The organism is Pseudoalteromonas sp., assembly GCF_036960685.1.
In the GTDB taxonomy this organism is placed as follows: domain Bacteria; phylum Pseudomonadota; class Gammaproteobacteria; order Enterobacterales; family Alteromonadaceae; genus Pseudoalteromonas.
Map to the genome: position 1 here is coordinate 53,987 of NZ_JBALXK010000004.1, position 17,697 is coordinate 71,683.

Annotated in this window: 15 protein-coding genes; 9 read left to right on the forward strand and 6 right to left on the reverse strand. The window is 42.0% G+C overall.

Going from position 1 to position 17,697, the window contains the following annotated elements; translation table 11 throughout:
• The first annotated feature begins 4 nt into the window (after positions 1–4).
• Positions 5–1,291 carry an allantoate amidohydrolase gene (locus tag V7783_RS05270; protein ID WP_335677818.1) on the forward strand — a complete coding sequence of 429 codons (1,287 nt, stop codon included), beginning with the start codon at positions 5–7 and terminating at the stop codon, positions 1,289–1,291.
• 190 nt (positions 1,292–1,481) lie between these two features.
• Here the strand turns inward: V7783_RS05270 and V7783_RS05275 are convergent, their stop codons facing one another.
• The 6 genes from V7783_RS05275 to V7783_RS05300 form a co-directional block, all read right to left on the reverse strand.
• Complete coding sequence (locus tag V7783_RS05275) at positions 1,482–2,216, reverse strand: DUF5020 family protein (protein WP_335677819.1); 735 nt, start codon at positions 2,214–2,216, stop codon at positions 1,482–1,484.
• A gap of 32 nt (positions 2,217–2,248) precedes the next feature.
• Entirely contained in the window at positions 2,249–3,625 is a 1,377-nt protein-coding gene (locus tag V7783_RS05280; RefSeq protein ID WP_335677820.1) for a uracil-xanthine permease family protein, read from the reverse strand.
• A 72-nt stretch (positions 3,626–3,697) separates the two neighbouring features.
• The gene (locus tag V7783_RS05285) at positions 3,698–4,765 is read right to left on the reverse strand and encodes a BMP family ABC transporter substrate-binding protein (RefSeq protein ID WP_335677821.1); all 1,068 of its coding nucleotides are present in this window, start codon (positions 4,763–4,765) and stop codon (positions 3,698–3,700) included.
• A gap of 73 nt (positions 4,766–4,838) precedes the next feature.
• Positions 4,839–5,765 (reverse strand): ABC transporter permease, encoded by a 927-nt coding sequence (locus tag V7783_RS05290; protein ID WP_335677822.1) that lies wholly within the window; start codon positions 5,763–5,765, stop codon positions 4,839–4,841.
• A 3-nt stretch (positions 5,766–5,768) separates the two neighbouring features.
• Entirely contained in the window at positions 5,769–6,872 is a 1,104-nt protein-coding gene (locus tag V7783_RS05295; RefSeq protein ID WP_335677823.1) for an ABC transporter permease, read from the reverse strand.
• Positions 6,869–8,407, reverse strand: a complete 1,539-nt coding sequence (locus V7783_RS05300; RefSeq protein WP_335677824.1) for an ABC transporter ATP-binding protein — start codon at positions 8,405–8,407, stop codon at positions 6,869–6,871. The genes V7783_RS05295 and V7783_RS05300 overlap by 4 nt, the downstream gene beginning before the upstream one ends.
• Before the next feature lie 197 nt (positions 8,408–8,604).
• Between V7783_RS05300 and xdhA the strand changes: the two genes are divergently transcribed.
• From xdhA to puuE, 8 genes are read left to right on the forward strand one after another with little or no spacing between them, the layout of a single operon-like run.
• Positions 8,605–10,104: a xanthine dehydrogenase small subunit gene (gene xdhA / locus V7783_RS05305; protein ID WP_335677825.1), complete on the forward strand. Its 1,500-nt coding sequence runs from the start codon at positions 8,605–8,607 to the stop codon at positions 10,102–10,104.
• The gene (gene xdhB, locus V7783_RS05310; protein WP_335677826.1) at positions 10,091–12,430 is read left to right on the forward strand and encodes a xanthine dehydrogenase molybdopterin binding subunit; all 2,340 of its coding nucleotides are present in this window, start codon (positions 10,091–10,093) and stop codon (positions 12,428–12,430) included. The genes xdhA and xdhB overlap by 14 nt, the downstream gene beginning before the upstream one ends.
• On the forward strand, positions 12,423–13,313 hold the full coding sequence (xdhC, locus tag V7783_RS05315) for a xanthine dehydrogenase accessory protein XdhC (protein ID WP_335677827.1): 891 nt from the start codon (positions 12,423–12,425) through the stop codon (positions 13,311–13,313). The genes xdhB and xdhC overlap by 8 nt, the downstream gene beginning before the upstream one ends.
• Positions 13,310–13,810 carry a 2-oxo-4-hydroxy-4-carboxy-5-ureidoimidazoline decarboxylase gene (gene uraD / locus V7783_RS05320; protein ID WP_335677828.1) on the forward strand — a complete coding sequence of 167 codons (501 nt, stop codon included), beginning with the start codon at positions 13,310–13,312 and terminating at the stop codon, positions 13,808–13,810. Before xdhC ends, uraD begins: the two co-directional genes overlap by 4 nt.
• The gene (gene uraH, locus V7783_RS05325; protein WP_335677829.1) at positions 13,807–14,145 is read left to right on the forward strand and encodes a hydroxyisourate hydrolase; all 339 of its coding nucleotides are present in this window, start codon (positions 13,807–13,809) and stop codon (positions 14,143–14,145) included. The genes uraD and uraH overlap by 4 nt, the downstream gene beginning before the upstream one ends.
• The gene (gene guaD, locus V7783_RS05330) at positions 14,145–15,509 is read left to right on the forward strand and encodes a guanine deaminase (RefSeq protein WP_335677830.1); all 1,365 of its coding nucleotides are present in this window, start codon (positions 14,145–14,147) and stop codon (positions 15,507–15,509) included. The genes uraH and guaD overlap by 1 nt, the downstream gene beginning before the upstream one ends.
• Before the next feature lie 4 nt (positions 15,510–15,513).
• The gene (locus V7783_RS05335; RefSeq protein WP_335677831.1) at positions 15,514–16,731 is read left to right on the forward strand and encodes a urate hydroxylase PuuD; all 1,218 of its coding nucleotides are present in this window, start codon (positions 15,514–15,516) and stop codon (positions 16,729–16,731) included.
• The gene (gene puuE, locus V7783_RS05340) at positions 16,715–17,644 is read left to right on the forward strand and encodes an allantoinase PuuE (RefSeq protein ID WP_335677832.1); all 930 of its coding nucleotides are present in this window, start codon (positions 16,715–16,717) and stop codon (positions 17,642–17,644) included. Before V7783_RS05335 ends, puuE begins: the two co-directional genes overlap by 17 nt.
• Positions 17,645–17,697 lie beyond the last annotated feature (53 nt).

A 17,697-nucleotide genomic window follows, 5' to 3' on the forward strand; every position in this document is an offset into this window, starting at 1 on the left:
TAGCATGACATCTACAAACTCACAACACAGCCGTTTATTAAATAAAGAACTGGCGAAAAGCCAAGCAAAGCGTTCATTAGAGCGATGTAAAACGCTCAGTGAGATATCACAAATGCAAGGAGGAATTCATCGCGAGTACTTATCAAAAGAGCACCAAGAATGTAACCGTGTTACTGCTAAATGGATGAATGATGCAGGCATGCAAACATGGCAAGATGAGGTGGGTAATCTATGGGGTCGTTTAGAGTCATCTAATCCAAATGCCAAACGTTTAATTATTGGCTCTCACTTAGATACGGTACCCAATGCTGGCGCTTACGATGGTATTTTAGGTGTACTTTTAGCTATAGAGGTTGCAGCCCTTGCTCACAAACTTAAACTCGATTTACCTTTTCATTTAGATGTAGTGGGGTTTTGTGATGAAGAAGGCACACGCTTCGCCACTACTTTAATTGGCTCAAAAGCATTGGCTAATGAGTTTGACCCGCAATGGTTAAATATTAAAGATACAAGCGGGATCACAATGCGCCAAGCCATGTTTGATTTTGGTCTAATCCCTGATGACTTCACAAAAGCCGCATTAAATAAAAACCAACTACTGGGTTATTGGGAAACCCACATTGAGCAAGGCCCAGTTCTTGAATCAGTTAATCAAGCATTAGGTGTGGTAACGGCTATTGCTGGTGCAAAAAGAGCCATGATCACCTTAACAGGACAAAGTGGTCATGCAGGCACTACACCAATGAATTTACGCCAAGACTCATTGGCCGGTTGCGCAGAGCTAACCCTGGCAATTGAACAACTTGCGAAACACGCAACAAACAGCGAGGTAGCAACTGTTGGCCAAATACATGCATGCCCAGGTGCCACAAATGTCATTGCCGGTAAAACCACAATAAGCCTTGATGCTCGAGCACAAAATGATCAAGATTTAACTAATTTACTTGCCGCAATACAAACTCGCGCAGAGCGAATAGCAAAGCAGCGTAATCTAACCCTCGATTGGCAATGGACTCACGCTGCCGATGCAGTTGCTTGCGATGAGAAAATTCAACAATTATTTGCAAGCGCCTGCGAGTTTAATAATCAGGCATCTCCTACTTTGGCTTCTGGTGCTGGTCACGATGCTATGGCAATCGCCGCTATTTGTCCGGTTGGTATGTTATTCATACGCAGCCCAGGCGGTGTAAGCCACCACCCCGCAGAAACTGTAATCGATGACGACGTAACTAAAGCGCTGAGCGTTTTGTATAGTTCGCTTGTGCTTTATGTAAAAGAGCTAAATAGCTAAGTTTATAAAAATCCCGCTTTTACCCTGATACTGACAAAACAACGCTTACAGGATATTAATCTTAATGTCCCTTTAACAGTCTGATCCTATTTGAATACACGTATGGCTCTAGGATAAAACAATACACTTAATGAAAAGGCTACTTAAAAAGTAGCCTTCATTGCACATCTCATAGAGTGTTATTTAACAATTAAAAGTGCCATTTAACTAACAAGTTTGGGTTGTTCTCCGTTTCACCATCTACACCAAATTTGTTTTTCCAAAATACGTACTCAATACCAACATCAAGTCGGCCCGTGTCTAAACCCAGCATAGGTGCAATGTTATATTTGATTTGCGAAGTAAAGTTGAAGCCTCCTTCATTTTTACCAAACATAGTATCAGCCCCATCAACAATATCTAAAAAACCATCGTAGCGGAAGTTACCTTCGTCAATCCCCCAAACCACTGTGATCTGATTGTTATCGCCTCTATCTATACCTATGTCATCTTGAAAACGACGATAATAAGCCACTTTAAAGTACTTAAACCCTGGTACATCAAAAGAAAGTCCGCCCCCAAATAGATAGTTATTTTGATCTGTTGCACCAGAGCCATACTCAGTTTGTAAGCCTAAAAATACCTCAGTAACAAAACTATCTTCTGGAGTGTAAAGCGTTGGATTAATGTTCAGCTCACCATAAACATCATCAGGGTTACTCAACCTATCCATAAAGAAGAAGGTACTCCCCCAAGTATGGCCTGAAGCATGCTCAATAGTCACAACCGTTCGGTCATCTTCAGTGCTTGAAAAAGGCTCTAAATAATCGGCGCCTTGTAATCCAGTAATACTAAAATCAGACCATAACTGTTTAGCTGATACACTTGTTGAGCAAAAAGTAATTGCAGTTACTAATGCTAGTTTTTTTATTGCTTTGATTTTCATTGTTTTTTCCATCTATTTAAATATAGAACACTCTATTTAAGCTGGTCAGTACTTGCAGAATAATTTTCTGGTAACACCAACGTCATGATAATTGCGGTTATACCGGATACTGTAACTGCACTGCCAAATATAGCGGTTACTAACTTCGGTGCGTTTACAAATAACTCTGGTACAAAACTCACCCCAAGACCTAGCCCCAAGCTAACGGCTATGATAAGTAAGCTTCTGCGGTTTATTTTTTCACTGGCGAGAATTTTGACTCCAGCGGCAGCAACAGTGCCAAACATAACGAGGGTAGCCCCACCTAATACAGGCTTAGGTATATTTTGCAGTACAGCCCCAATCACTGGAAACAGACCCAAAATAGCTAAAATACAACCAATCCATAAACCAATATGTCTACTGGCCACACCCGTTAGCTGAATAACCCCATTATTTTGACTAAAAGTTGTATTAGGAAAGGTATTAAATGCAGCAGCAATCATCGAATTTACGCCGTCACCTAAAATGCCACCACGGATCCGCGCTAAATAGCTAGGCCCTTTTACAGGTAGTTTAGACACAGCACAATTAGCAGTAATATCACCTGTTGATTCTATTGCTGTAATTAAATATAAAAAGCCAAAGGCTATCAGTGCACCAAAATCAATATTAAAGCCATATTTAAAAGGTAGCGGAATGGCAACTAAGTCAAACTCGCCCATTTTAAATTCACTAATACCCAACATAATTGCCATTAACCAACCTACCAGCATAGCAACCACAACAGCTGTTAACCTTATCCATTGGTTTTTACTGGCATTTAGTAGCACAACTAATGCAACCACTGAAAAGCCAACAATTAAGTTACTAGCCGATGCAAACTTTTCTGGCATATTGGTCAGTAACCATTGCCCGCCTCCAATATCAGTCATACCGACTTTAATGAGATAAATCCCTATCGTGGTGATCACTACACCGGTGACAACGGGTTTGATTATTTTTTCAAGCTTCTCTATAAAAAAGCTAATCAGAATTTCCACTATTGCAGCTAAAAAACACACCGCAAATATAGTGCCCAGCACCTTTTCATTCGTGCCACCCGTAGCTTTTACGGTAAATCCCGTCGCTAAAATAGTTCCTAAAAAAGCAAAACTAGTTCCTTGCACACAAATGAGTCCTGCACCGATAGAACCAACACGCTTGGCCTGAATAATCGTGCCCACTCCAGACACAAAAAGCGCCATACTGATCAAGTAAGGAATTTCACTACCTAAACCCAATATTCCACCTATAACAAGGGTGGGTGTGATAATTCCCACAAAGCTTGCCAATACATGTTGGAGCCCTGCAAAAAATGACTCAGTTTTCCCTGGTATCTCGTCTACTGCGTAAATAATATCGTCCGGCGCACTTACTGTATGAGACATATAAACCTCTATGTTTGCAGCGAGTTAGCTGACTGCTTATCTGGCTAACTCGCGATTAATTAAGATAGCCTGCTATTTCAGCTGCCCTTGGACACCTTCCACGTAAAAGTCCATAGCTAATAAAATTTTATCCGCTATGGTTTTACCAGCATCAATAATTAACTCTCCTTGTTGGTTTTTAATTGGTCCACTAAACGGATGAAACTCCCCTTTTGCTATTTTTTCAGAGATAGCATTAACCTCAGCAACAACATTCTCAGGAATATCTTTACTCAGTGGTGCTAAGCGAGTCATACCAGCATCAATGCCTTTCCAAACATCTTGCGATTGCCATTTATCATCAAGTACTTGCTGTACACGCTCAGCATAAAATTCATCCCAATGGTGAACCGCAGCCGTTAAATGGGCTTTTTTGCCATAATTACTCATATCTGAGTGATAACCGATTGCGTAAATACCTGCCGCCTCTGCAGCTTGTAAAGGTGCTGGAGAATCAGTGTGTTGAGTAATTACATCAACGCCTTGATCTATCAGGCTATCTGCGGCTTCACGTTCTTTACCGGGATCAAACCAGCTATTCACCCAAACAACTTTCACTTTTGCATTAGGCTTAACTGAGCGCAGCCCCAAGGTAAATGCATTAATGCCACGAATGACTTCAGGGATTGGAAACGCAGCAATATAACCAATGCTGTCTGACTTACTCATATGCCCTGCAATTACACCCGTTAAGTAACGGCCTTCATATATTCGGTCAAAGTAAGTTGCTACGTTTTTAGCGCGTTTATAACCAGTTGCATGTTCAAATTTTACCTGAGGAAAGCGCTTAGCTACTTTGATGGTCGGGTTCATATAACCAAACGAGGTGGTAAATATTAAATCATGACCACTTTTAGCTAATTGTGTAATAACACGTTCGGCATCAGCACCTTCAGGTACACTTTCAACAAAAGTAGTCTCTATTTTATTACCAAATTTTTCTTCTAAATAGTGACGACTTGTATCATGGGTATAAGTCCAACCAGCTTCACCAATTGGGCTTACATATACAAAGCCAACCTTTACACTCTCTTTTGCAGACGCTACAGCGCTGACACTTAAACCTATCGCTATGCCTATTCCTGTAATCAGTTTTTTCATTATTATTCTCCGTTTTGTAATTTTTGATCCTGTTAAGCTGTTTGCTTATTACTTTTTGCTATTTTTCATTTACTTAATGACCTTTATGCCAAGGTTTACCCAGCCACATTGGTTCATACATTTTTAGTTTCTGTTTATTTTTGCTGAGCATAATCAACACGATTAACGTTGCACCATATGGCAGCATGGCTAATAAATTAGATTCAACGGCAAGACCAAATGCCTGAGCAACCAAATGCATAATGCAGGCAAAACCAAACAAATAAGCGCCTAGCATTACTCGCTCAATGCGCCAACTTGCAAACACCACCAAAGCAAGCGCTATCCATCCGCGCCCAGCAGTCATGTTCTGAGTCCAAAGAGGCGTGTAAGCCAATGAAAGGTATGCACCTGCGATACCTGCCAACGCGCCACCAAACATCACAGCTAAATAGCGAGTACGCATTACCGGTAATCCTAAGTTATTACCAACATTTGGGTTTTCGCCTATAGCACGTATAGCAAGGCCTGCGCGGTGATATTTAAAAAACAAATAAGCCGCTATGACCAATACCCAACTTAAATACACGATGGCATCTTGTGAAAAAATGGCTTTTCCTAATACTGGGATCTGTTCAAACCCGCTAATTGCTAACGTAGGCAGAGCATTAATAGTCTTACCCTCATAATCAGCACCTAAAAAAGCCGATAAACCGGTGCCGAAAATAGTCAATGCTAATCCTGCGGCAACTTGGCTTGCATTTAAGTGCAGAGCAACAAAAGCAAAGATAAGTGATGCTATGACGCCAACAAGTGCCGCAACACTAAACCCTATAAACAAGTTGTCACACTGATACATAGTGATAAACCCAGCAACAGCGCCAAGTAACATCATGCCCTCTTGGCCTAAATTTAAAGTGCCACTTTTTTCACACACCATTTCACCTAGCGCTACTAGCAACAAAGGTGTACCGGTGCGAATAGTGGCGTAAAGAATATTACTAATTACATCTAAATCCATTATTTAAGACTCCTTTACGGCATGAATTTGCTGTGTTTTTTGTTGTTTAAATGGCAGCGATAATTTGCAGCGATAGCCAATAAGTACATCGCATGAGAGTAAGTAAAACAGCATAAGGCCCTGCAAAATACCGGTCATGGCATTGGGTAAGCCCATCGTTATTTGTGCAAGCTCGCCACCCATATAGATAAGCCCCATTAATAACCCAGCAAAGGTAATTCCTACTGGATGTAACCGCCCCAAAAAGGCCACAATAATGGCAGCGTAGCCATAACCTGGGGATATTTGTGGCACTAACTGTCCTATTGGCCCGGCGACTTCACCCGCCCCTGCAAGACCAGCTAAAGCTCCACTAATAATGAATACTCCAGCGATTAAAAAACTGCGTTTATAACCCGCCATTTTTGCCGCCGATGCATCAAGGCCCAGTACTTGGATTTGAAAGCCAACAAAGGTTTTACTAATAAAGGCCCAAGTGGCACATAATGCTAAAAGTGCGAACGCTAAACCCAAGTGCAAACGAGTTCCATCAAATAGCACAGGAAGCAAAGTACTATCGCCAAACAAAGCGCTTTCAGGAAAATTGAACCCGTCGGGGTCTTTTAAAGGCCCGTGGACAGCCCAAAGCAATATATTTACTGCAATATAATTGAGCATAATGGTGACTAATATTTCGTTGGTGTTTAAACGCAGCTTCATAAACGCGGCAAGTCCCGCCCACGCCATACCACCTGTGATCCCTGCGAGTAAGGTAAGCGGCATAGCCATCACACTGGCTGAATCGGCAAACTGCACAGCCACTGCACTGGCGCATACCCCGCCAATAAGTAATTGTCCTTCGGCACCTATATTCCAAACGGCTGCTCTATAACAAAGGGCTAACCCATACGCACATAATAAAATTGGAATGGTCATAACAAGTAACTCTGTTACCCCATACCAATCAGCAATCGGCGCAATCAGTAGAGTGTGTAAAGCCGTTAATGGCTCGTGGCCCAGTAACGCAAAAAGTGCATAACCGGTAATTAAAGTGAGGAAAATAGCCAATACTACTGAGAGATAACTCCACATATTAGAGCGTTCAACTCGTGGCTCTAACTTAATCATGCTATCGCTCCTTGTGCTTGGTGCTGATCAATAAAATCACCTGCCATCCATTGGCCCAATTGCACTAGCGGTACTCTATCTGTATTTAAAATAGGGGAAAGTTTACCGTCACAAATGGCACCAATCCGGTCGCAAATTTTATAAAGCTCATCTAAATCTTCAGAAATGACTAATACCGCACATCCTTCATCACGCAGTTTTAAAATAGCTTCATGAATTGCAACTTGAGCTCCTATGTCTACTCCCCATGTTGGGTGTGACATGACTAACAACTTAGGGTTTTGCTCTACTTCGCGGCCAATAATAAACTTTTGTAAATTACCACCCGATAGGCTGGCCGCATTAGTTGCGCTACTAGGTGTTTTAACTTTGTATTTTTTTATGATTTTTTCAGCAAGCTCGCTGATTTTCTGCTTCACTAAAAAACCATTTTTAACTAACCCGCTGTCAAAACTAGTAAGCAGGGTATTTTGCGCCAAATCCATATCAGGAACGGCGCCACGTCCGAGCCGATCTTCAGGCACACATGCCATTCCAAGGCGACGACGTTGCAAGGGGCATAATGAATCAACTGCAGTAGTTTTAAATTTTATTGCACTGCTATTAGCTTGTTGATGCTCGCCTGAGAGTGCTTTAAGTAATTCTTCTTGACCATTACCAGCAACCCCTGCAATCCCTACTATTTCACCTTGTTGAACGGTAAAATTAATATTCTCAAGAGCTGTATCAAATAATGCCTGCGCTTTAGTGGTTAAACTATCAACGGTTAGAAAGTCACTTATGCCACTAGCGCGACGAGTTTGATTGCTAATAGGTGTATCATCGCCAACCATTAACCGTGCGATTGATTCACTAGTTTCATTTTTAGGAATGCAGTGTCCGCTTACTTTTCCTGCTCGCAAAATAGTTGCGCTATCGCAAAGCTCAATGACCTCATGTAATTTATGGCTAATAAAAAGTACTGAGCAACCTTCTTTTTTAAGTTTTTTTAACGTTTTAAATAGTGCCTCGACCTCTTGTGGGGTCAGTACTGATGTGGGTTCATCTAGTATCAGCAACTGTATATCAAGTAATAAACACCTTACTATTTCTACTCTTTGACGCTCACCTGTTGCCAGTGTTGATACCAATCTATGTGGGTCAAGTGGCATACCGTAACGCGCCGATGTTTTGCTAATTCGACTGGCTAAGGCACTGCCGCGCCCAGCTAACTTTCCCAGCGACAATTCGATATTTTGTGCAACCGTTAAGGTTTCAAATAAAGAGAAATGCTGAAACACCATGCCAATACCTAAATCGCGAGCATCGGCAGGTTGTTTGATATTCATAACTCTGCCATTAAAAAACATGTCCCCTTGGTCAGGTTTAACTACACCATAGAGCATTTTCATTAATGTACTTTTACCTGCACCGTTTTCGCCAAGCAATGCATGCACCTCGCCATGTTTTATTTTTATTGTTACGCCATCGTTAGCGATACAGCCGGGATAACGCTTGGTCATCCCCTGCATAGTAAGGCGGTATTTTTTATTCATTATTTTCACCTTTTCGTACTTATTAGTTTATTAGTCGCTTGAAAAAACAAGCTGACCAAATGGTCAATAATGGCATGGTATCTGCAATTAACTTACCAAGATGAAAATATTTTTTACTAATGTGCGTAATAACAACAACAGAAAGTAAACGCCAAGCCTTTAAAAATCAGGGCCTTATAAAAGTTAAGGGGATATGTGTGATTCAGTTTTTATTAAATGACACGCCAATTGCAGTGCAAGAATGTTCGCCAAGTCTCACCATGTTGGACTGGCTTCGCACCAAAAAAGGGAAAATAGGCACCAAAGAAGGATGCGCAACAGGTGACTGTGGCGCGTGCACAATTTTAGTCGGTGAAGAACATATAGATGCAAATGGACAACTACGTTGGCATTACAAAACAATGAATAGTTGTTTACTGCTTTTAGGGAATGCTAATGCAAAACATATCGTTACTGTAGAAGCGGTCACGACAGGGCTTTACCCAACACTTACTGAGCTCCACCCAGTGCAACGAGCATTAGTTGAATGCCACGGTTCACAATGTGGTTTTTGTACGCCTGGCATAATAATGAGTATGCTCGCTCTGTATATTAATCACCAAACATACCCAGGCAAAAAAGCGGTTATTCATGCCCTTGGAGGTAACCTTTGTCGCTGCACAGGCTACAGTCCTATATTACTTGCAGCCGAAAAAGCCTATAGCTACGAGCGCAGCGATGAACCGTACTCAGCTATGGCTGCAAACTTTAAAGCCAAGCTCTTTGCAAACTTAGATGACATTCCTTTTTTAAAAAGTGGCCCTCGAAAGTTTTACTTACCACAAACAGTACAACAGCTTGTTGAGTTAAAGGCACTTTATTCACATGCTCACCTTGTTGCAGGTGGTACTGACTTTGCTATAGAGCTGAGTCAAAACATGCTATTGCCCGACATCATCATCTCACTTTGCCAAGTGAAAGAACTTAGCCAATTAACTGATAATCATGGTGAGCTACAAATTGGTGCAGCCCTACCCTATAGCCAATTTACTCACCTCTTTTACAGTTATTATCCTGAGTCGAAAGAGTTGTTTGAACGATTAGGTTCAAGCCAAGTAAGAAATAGTGGCACCTTAGGTGGCAGCATTGGTAACGCCTCACCAATTGGCGACCCTGCACCACTTCTAATCGCACTTAATGCAACGATCGAGTTACTCAGTAGCACAGGCTCTCGCACCATTGACGTGGCAGACTATTTTGTTGATTACAAAAAAACGCTGATAAGAAATGATGAAGTGATCACTAAGGTGACAATCCCAAAACGTCCTAAATCATTAAAACTTGCTTGTCATAAAATTTCTAAACGATTTGAAGATGATATTTCTACAGTTTGCTTAGTGGTTGCACTCGAGCATGAGCAAAACATTATCACATCAGCGCGATGCGCTATGGGCGGAATGGCCGCAATTCCAAAACGCGCAAACCATGTGGAACAACAACTCCTATCTCAGCCACTGCAAGTGAGTTATTTCATAGATGCAGCAAGGGCTATCAGTGATGATTTCTCACCTATGAGTGATGTACGTAGTAGCGCTAATTATCGTCTTACGGTGAGCAAGAACTTAATGCAACGAATCGGCATTGAGTTTTGCCAACCAGCATCATCAATCAACAGCAGTAACATTGCTATTACGAGGATCTCCCATGCGTCACTTTGAAATGGATAAACTTAAAGCGCAAGGCGGCAGCGTAGGTCAATCTAAATACCATGAAAGCGCCATTAAACAAGTATGTGGAAATGCGAACTACGCCGACGACAATCCTGAGCCCTACGGTTGTTTGCATGCTTATCCAGTACTCGCCCCAATTACCAGTGGTTTTATTAAATCAATCGATACCAGTAAAGCACTGCAAGTTGAAGGAGTTAAACGCATTTTATCCGCAGAAGACGTACCGGGTAAATTAGACATTGGCCCGGTATTTCCGGGTGATGTACTGCTTAGCAGTAATGAAATTCAATATCATGGTCAACCGGTCATGATTGTAGTGGCCGATAGTTACGAAATTGCTCGACGTGCTGCTCGTTTGGTCGTTATCGAATGCGAACAAAGCACGCCAATACTCGATATAAAAGAAGCGATTAACAAACAACATTGGGTTAGACCACCGCACTCACTAAAGCGTGGAAACAGTGAGCAAGCGATTCACAATTCGGTTAATCAGCTTAAAGGCGAAATACACATTGGAGGTCAAGAACATTTTTATTTAGAAGGTCAAATTGCCCTTGCTCAGCCAGACAATGATGGTGGCATCCATGTGCAATGCTCAACCCAGCACCCTACTGAAGTTCAGCACTTAGTTGCTAAAATTTTAAAAAAGCCATTTAACTTTGTAAATGTAGAAACCCGCCGTATGGGTGGAGCATTTGGTGGTAAAGAAACCCAAGGTGCACCTTGGGCTTGCCTAGCCGCACTTGCTGTTTATCACTTAGGCTGTGCAGTTAAGATGCGTTTGGCACGTAGTGATGACTTTAAATTAACCGGTAAACGTCACCCATTTTATAATCATTACCATGTCGGTTTTGATGAGCAGGGCTTAATTTCTGGCGCTGATATAACGGTAAACGGTTTCTGCGGTTATTCGCCCGATTTATCAGATGCAATTGTCGATCGCGCGATGTTTCATACCGATAACGCTTACTACTACCCCGCAGCCACCATTACCGGGAATCGCTGTAAAGTAAACACCGTAAGTCACACCGCTTTTAGAGGATTTGGTGGCCCACAAGGTATGATCATGGCTGAGCTCATTATGGATGATATAGCAGCTAAATTAGGTAAAGATCCACTTGAGATCAGAAAGCTAAATTTATACGCAAAAGACCGTGATACGACTCCTTATCATCAAAAAGTAGAGCAGCATATTTTAAAAGATATGATCGCAGAGCTTGAACAAACAGCACAATACTGGGCACGCAAGGAAACAATAAAAGCATTTAATGCCGCATCGCCCATTATTAAAAAAGGCCTCGCGATGACCCCTGTTAAATATGGTATTTCGTTTACAGTACAACACTTAAACCAAGCTGGGGCACTGGTTCATGTTTACAGTGATGGGTCTATTCATTTAAATCATGGTGGCACCGAGATGGGCCAAGGCTTAAACACAAAAATAGCCCAAATAGTGGCCCATGGATTTGGTGTTGATTTTGATGCCGTAAGTATAAGTGCCACCAGAACCGATAAGGTCCCTAACACCTCCCCTACTGCGGCATCGAGTGGCACCGACTTAAATGGTATGGCCGCACTTGATGCCGTAAACACGATTAAAGAGCGGTTGATTGGCTTTATCAGTTCTCATTTTAATTCCCCTAGTGAGAGCGTTGTATTTAAAAATAATTTAATTACTTTTAGTCAAGGTGAAATCAGCTTTAATGAGCTTGCTAATTTAGCTTATATGAACCGTATATCACTGTCGTCAACCGGTTATTACGCCACACCTAAAATTCATTACGATAGATCTAAAGGTGAAGGCCGACCATTTTTCTACTATGCCCACGGAGTTGCGATGAGCGAAGTAGAAGTAGACACGCTTACTGGTGAGAATACTGTTACCCGGGTCGATATTTTGCATGATGTAGGAAGCTCAATTAACCCTGCGCTCGATGTAGGTCAAATTGAAGGCGCTTTTATTCAGGGGATGGGGTGGCTCACAACCGAAGATTTACAATGGAATGATAAAGGGCAATTGGCAAGTTTTGGACCTGCCAACTACAAAATTCCAGCTATTGGCGATACCCCTGCAGAGTTTAACGTAAAACTATATAACTCAGCCAACCCTGAGACCACTGTTTTTAGGTCAAAAGCAGTGGGCGAACCTCCTTTTATGTTGAGCTTTAGTGTTTGGAGCGCAATACGAAACGCGATTGGCAGCATTGCAGAACATAAATACGCCCCAGTCCTTGATACGCCAGCAACACCAGAACGTGTACTGAACGCGGTAGAACAAACACAACGCTGGGTTAAGGAGCATCAACATGGCTAATTTAAATGAATCCTTTCATGGCTTTCATACCCAAAACTGGGCTCAAGCGATTAGCGAACATGAACAAAGCGGCACTAATTATGTCATTGCAACTGTGCTTGGTACAAACGGCTCTACTCCACGCGGTACTGGCTCAAAAATGGTGATTAGCGGTGAGCATATTTACGACACATTAGGCGGAGGGCATTTAGAGTATGCTGTTATCGAAAAAGCCCGAGAACTACTAGCAAAAAATGAAGCTGCTCAAGTCATTGAACAATTTAATTTAGGCGCAAACTTAGGTCAATGTTGCGGTGGCGCAGCAACCGTTATATTAGAATGCATGCAATGCGAGCGTTTTACCCTTGATATCTTTGGTGCAGGCCATGTAGCACAAGCCTTAATAACCGTGCTGGCCCAATTACCTATACGGATCCGTTGGATCGACAGCCGCGCAGACGTTTTCCCTGAGTTTATTCCAAACAATGTCATTAAAGTTGTCGATGAAGAACCCACCTCACAAGTTAAACATGCGCCAGTAGCTAATAATTACTTAATTCTTACTCATAACCACCAGCTCGATTTTGCCCTCACTCAAGCCATTTTAAAACGCAACGACGCTAACTGGCTAGGGGTTATTGGTTCAGATACTAAAGCACAACGCTTTAAACAACGTTTATCACATCGAGATTTTACACCGGCTCAAATCAGTCTAATGACCTGCCCTGTAGGGCTTGAAAATGTCACTGGCAAGCTGCCGATGGAAGTCGCTATTTCGATTAGTGGGCAACTTATTGGTCTGTACCAAACAACGCATAAACCTATACCTAAGCGCCAAGGACTGCAATGGCGCACATTGAAGAATGCCCTTATTAATGCATCGCAAGAGGATATCGACGCGTGAATAGCATAAAACTAAATACCTTAACCGAGACACAAGCTAAACAAGCATTAACGCACTGCTGCGCCGCCCCAAATTGGGTTGCTGGCATGCTAAAAGCACTGCCATTTAAGAATAAGCAGCAAATGTTTGAATGTGCACAAAACGTCTGGGAAAACCTAAGTGAGCCTGACTACCTAGCTGCATTTGAAGGTCATCCTCAAATAGGTGATTTATCAACACTGGGAAAAAAGTACGCAGCAACAGCACAAAAAGCAAGCCATGAACAAGCAGGCATGAGCCAAGCAAATGAACAGACTTTGCAAACAATGATTGCCCTAAATAAACAATACCTAACTAAGTTTGGTTTTATTTTTATTGTCTGTGCGAGCGGTAAAACTGCCGAGCAAATGCTTTCGCTTATAGAGCAACGGATAAACAACACTCGCATGACTGAACTACACATCGCGGCTGACGAGCAAGCCAAAATAACAAAAATAAGATTGGAGGCACTACTGTGAATAAAAGCCCTATTACCACCCATATTTTAGATACCAGCACAGGAAAACCCGCAGCTAACGTTGACGTAAAGCTATTTAAACATGCGAATAACGAATGGGTTTTATTAACGCAAGGTCAAACCGATACTGATGGCCGTATTACTGATTGGCTCAAACACCATGTTGAATTTGGTACTTACAAGCTCGTTTTTGATTTAGATAGTTATTATAAAGATCAGCCAACACCGGCTTTTTATCCGCAAGCGCAAATTAGCTTTAGATTACAAGATTCTAAGCACCACCATATTCCATTATTACTTAGCCCATTTGGCTACTCAACATATAGAGGTAGCTAATGATGAGCAACACAAACAAAAGCTTAACCGTGATCTGCGCCGACATACTAGACTTTATTGACGATCCTGCTAAAGCGGGTGAAGATGCACATCGGTTCTTTGCAAAAGGCGCCTTAGTAATACAACATGGTAAGGTAATTAAACTTGGCTTTGAACAAGACATACTGCCAAGCCTCGATAAAACAGCAAAGATTATTCGCCACGATGGCAAACTCGTCATGCCGGGTATGATAGACACCCATATTCACTTACCACAAACAGAAATGGTTGGGGCTTATGGTGAACAGCTACTAACTTGGCTTACGGAATATGCTTTTCCGACCGAAAAAAAGTTTGCTAATGAAGCCTATGCAACACAGGTTTCTAATCAATTTTTAGATGAGTTATTACGCAACGGCACCACCACCGCCCTAGTATTTGGAACAGTTCACCCGCAATCAGTTAATGCTTTTTTTAGTGAATCACAAAAGCGTAATTTACGTATGATCGCTGGTAAAGTCATGATGGACAGAAACTGCCCAGATGACTTATCCGATTGCGCACAAACCAGCTACGAGCAATCAAAGGCATTAATCCAGAAGTGGCATAACACAGATAGATTAAGCTATGCAGTCACACCACGTTTTGCACCAACATCAACCCCAGAGCAATTGCAAAAGTGCACTCAACTACTTAAAGAATACCCTGACACGTATTTGCATACTCACCTATCTGAAAACAAAGATGAATGTAACTGGGTAAAAAGTTTATTTCCAGAAGCAACTGACTACTTAAATGTTTATGAACAGGCCGAAATGGTTCGTAAGCGCTCTGTATTTGCTCATGGTATTCACTTATCTGAACGTGAGCTAAGTTGCTTAGCAGATAATAATGCGGCTATTTCTCACTGTCCTACCTCAAACCTATTTTTAGGTTCAGGGCTTTTGAATTTAAAGGCCTGCGAAGATCACGGCATCAATGTCGGCATGGGCACCGATGTGGGTGCAGGTACTAGTTTTTCAATGTTACAAACGGGCAATGAAGCCTATAAAATTCAACAGCTGCAAGGCCAAAAATTCTCTGCATTTAAGGGTCTTTATTTAGCAACTCTTGGAGGAGCACGCGCGCTTGATTTGGAAGGCACAATCGGCAATTTTGCTATCGGCTGTGAAGCTGATTTTATCGTAATGGACTTTACAGCAACCTCATTTTTAAAGTTTAGAATTAGCCATGCAAAAACCCTTCATGAAAAGCTGTTTGCCATGATGATGCTAGGTGACGATCGCTGTATTGAACAAACCTACATTATGGGTAAAAGCGTTTATAAACGAGACGCGAAACAGCCGTTTTTATCAACCAAAGAACCCGCATTAGCAGAGGCTTAAATCTATGGAAAATTATTTTTTTGAGCTAGCTCATTTAGTATTCCGCTTTTTTCATGTCATTGCGGGCATCGCATGGATCGGTGCCTCATTTTATTTTGCTTGGCTTGATAACAATTTACAAACCCCGCCGCAATGGAAGTTAGACAAAGGTATAAAAGGCGATTTGTGGGCTGTTCACGGAGGTGGATTTTACGAGGTCGCGAAATATCAAAACGGTCCAGAGCAAATGCCACATACTCTGCATTGGTTTAAGTGGGAAGCATATACGACATGGATCACCGGTGTATTGCTGTTTAGCTTACTTTATTATGTAGGTGCCGATGTTTACCTGATTGATAATAGCAAAACGGAACTTGGTAAATTTGCAGCAATTGGGGCATCACTTGGTTTTATTGGCTTGGGTTATGCCATATACCGTTTATTATGTAAAAGCCAACTGGTAAAACATAGCACTGCTTTTATTTTGGTTATTATTGCGCTTCTTGCTGCGTGGACCTTCGCAGTAGATCAGCTATTTAGCGATCGTGCTGTGTACATTCATGTTGGCGCACTTATTGGTACTTGCATGGTGGGTAATGTTTATCACATTATAATGCCCGGTCAACGTTACATGGTTCGTGAAGTCGAAGCAGGGCGAATTCCTGATTCAGCACCAGGACTCAAAGCAAAACTCTGCTCTATTCACAATAACTACGCCACACTGCCTGTGGTGTTTATCATGCTAAGTAATCACTTTCCTTATACCTATAGCCATGATTTTGGTTGGCTAATTTTAATAGCACTATTTATTATTGGTATGTGGATACGGCACTTTTTTAATTTAAAGCATCAAGGCATCAACAAACCATCAGTATTAATTAGTGGTATTGTCGCATTTTTTACACTTATGCTCGCTATTGCACCTTGGCCTACGAGTACAGGAACTACAACGGGTACGGCAAAGATAAGTGATCTGCAAGCGTGGGATATTATTAGTAAACATTGCACTGGTTGTCACAGTGAATCCCCCACTTCAACACTTTTTCAAACAGCGCCACTTGGCTTTAAGCTCGACTCACTTGACCAAGTTAAGCAAGCTCATACTTTGATTCATACCCGCGCAGTTATCACAAAAGATATGCCACTTGCTAACATGACTAAAATGAGGGATGCAGAGCGAGAAACATTAGGTAAATGGTTAATGCAATTAAAGGAGGAGCAGGAACATGACTCAGCACATTAAAAGCGAGTATCCTCGTGATTTAGTTGGCTACGGCCCAGATGTACCTCATGCTAAATGGCCTAATAAAGCCCGTATTGCTGTGCAGGTTGTGCTTAATTATGAAGAAGGTGGCGAGAATTGCGTATTGCACGGCGATCCTGCCGCCGAAACATTTTTATCTGAAATCGTCAGCGCCCCTCATGTTGAAGATCGCCACATAAGTATGGAGTCTATATATGAGTATGGCTCGCGAGCTGGTGTATGGCGACTGCTGAGGTTATTCAAAAAGTACGATATACCCGTGACTGTATTCGCGGTTGCCATGGCGCTTGAACGTCACCCTGAGGTAGCAAGAGCCTTTGTAGCCGCAGGGTTTGAGGTAGCCTGCCATGGTCTTCGCTGGATCAACTACCAACATATTGATAAACAGCTTGAACGCGAGCATATGCAGCAAGCCATCGACATTATTAAAAAGCTCACAGGCAAAAAACCACAAGGCTGGTATACTGGCAGAACGAGCCCCAATACCGCAGCGCTAGTGGTCGAAAACGGGAGTTTTTTATATGATGCTGACGACTACAGCGATGATCTGCCCTTTTACAGTATAAAAGAGGGTAAACCACAACTTATCGTGCCCTACACGCTTGACGTAAACGATATGCGCTTTGCTGCAGTGCAAGGTTTTAATGCTGGAGACCAATTTTTTAATTATTTAAAAGATGCATTCGATACACTCTATGAAGAAGGCGACCCACAAGGTGAAAACACGCCAAAGATGATGTCTATTGGATTACATTGTCGTTTAATCGGCCGACCAGGAAGGATCAAAGCCTTGGCAAAGTTTTTTGAATATGCTCGTTCGTTTGAAGATGTATGGTTTGCAAAGCGTATCGACATTGCAAAGCATTGGCATAAAACACATCCTTATCAGTAAAAATTACTATAAAAAAGCCCAGCTTAACTGGGCTTTGTCTGCAGTATTAAAAA